Source organism: Confluentibacter citreus (genome assembly GCF_002807055.1).
Taxonomy (GTDB): domain Bacteria; phylum Bacteroidota; class Bacteroidia; order Flavobacteriales; family Flavobacteriaceae; genus Confluentibacter; species Confluentibacter citreus.
Genome location: NZ_NIXN01000033.1, coordinates 1 through 972, shown reverse-complemented (window position 1 = coordinate 972; position 972 = coordinate 1). Strand labels below are relative to the sequence as shown.

The following is a 972-nucleotide window of genomic DNA, read 5'->3' as shown; positions in this document are numbered from 1 at the left end:
CTAAAATTAAAACAAAACCAATTTATTAAACACGCAATTTTTTGAGAGTTTGATCCTAGCTCAGGATGAACGCTCGCTGTGTGCCTAATACATGCATGTTGAACGGGATGTAGCAATACATTCAGTAGCGAATGGGTGAGTAACACGTACCTAACCTACCTTTAAGACTGGGATAACTATTGGAAACAATAGCTAATACCGGATATAGTTATTTATCGCATGATGAGTAATAGAAAGGAGCTTCACAGCTTCACTTAAAAATGGGGGTGCGGAACATTAGTTAGTTGGTAGGGTAATGGCCTACCAAGACGATGATGTTTAGCCGGGCCGAGAGGCTGTACGGCCACACTGGGACTGAGATACGGCCCAGACTCCTACGGGAGGCAGCAGTAAGGAATTTTCCACAATGAGCGAAAGCTTGATGGAGCGACACAGCGTGCAGGATGAAGTTCTTCGGAATGTAAACTGCTGTTATAAGGGAAGAAAAAATAGAATAGGAAATGATTTTATCTTGACGGTACCTTATTAGAAAGCGACGGCAAACTATGTGCCAGCAGCCGCGGTAATACATAGGTCGCAAGCGTTATCCGGAATTATTGGGCGTAAAGCGTCCGTAGGTTTTTTGCTAAGTCTGGAGTTAAATGCTGAAGCTCAACTTCAGTCCGCTTTGGATACTGGCAAAATAGAATTATAAAGAGGTTAGCGGAATTCCTAGTGAAGCGGTGGAATGCGTAGATATTAGGAAGAACACCAATAGGCGAAGGCAGCTAACTGGTTATATATTGACACTAAGGGACGAAAGCGTGGGGAGCAAACAGGATTAGATACCCTGGTAGTCCACGCCGTAAACGATGATCATTAGTTGGTGGAATAATTTCACTAACGCAGCTAACGCGTTAAATGATCCGCCTGAATAGTATGCTCGCAAGAGTGAAACTTAAAGGAATTGACGGGAACCCGCACAAGCGGTGG

General features: G+C 43.9%; 1 rRNA gene. It reads left to right on the top strand.

Annotated features, from left to right (window positions below):
* Nucleotides 1-37: 37 nt before the first annotated feature.
* Nucleotides 38-972, top strand: a 16S ribosomal RNA gene (locus tag CDH49_RS15510); the annotation flags it as partial.